At 62.9% G+C, this 442-nt stretch carries 1 protein-coding gene; it reads right to left on the reverse strand.

Annotated elements, in window-relative coordinates; genetic code table 11:
* On the reverse strand, window positions 1–327 hold a 327-nt coding region (locus tag FL344_RS39665), incomplete at its 3' end, for a hypothetical protein (RefSeq protein ID WP_228565674.1).
* Window positions 328–442: the final 115 nt, after the last annotated feature.

Consider the following 442-nt stretch of genomic DNA (forward strand, 5'->3'; position numbering starts at 1 on the left):
CTTTAGGGCCGTACAAAACCACCACAGTCCAGCGAGAACGACGAGCAAGCCGGCAACGACCAGGAACGGCAGGCGCGGGGAGTTCGCCAGGTACCAGCAAGCAACTCCAGCGCTCAGCATGGTGGCGGCGCTCAACCGAACCCGGAAGGTTCCCAGCATGCGCATGCGGATGCTGAGTGCGAGCAACGCCAGCTGCTGCGCGAGCCCGATAGCCAATCCGGCAGCGCAAGCGAGTCGCAGCCACAGGACATCCCCGGCCCAGACAGATGTGATACCGGCGAGCAACGCCAGAGCGGACCACGCTCGCGAGCGCAACAGTCGAGACATAGTGTGACCTCCCCCGAGATGCCGGCTTAGACCCTATCCCTTTTTTCGCACCGACACCGCAAAAAGCGCTTCGCTGGATCGGGACTGTCAGCTGACGGTGGAACTGGCAAGTCTC

Origin of the sequence: Myxococcus sp. AB036A (assembly GCF_006547355.1) — a bacterium.
In the GTDB taxonomy this organism is placed as follows: domain Bacteria; phylum Myxococcota; class Myxococcia; order Myxococcales; family Myxococcaceae; genus Myxococcus; species Myxococcus virescens.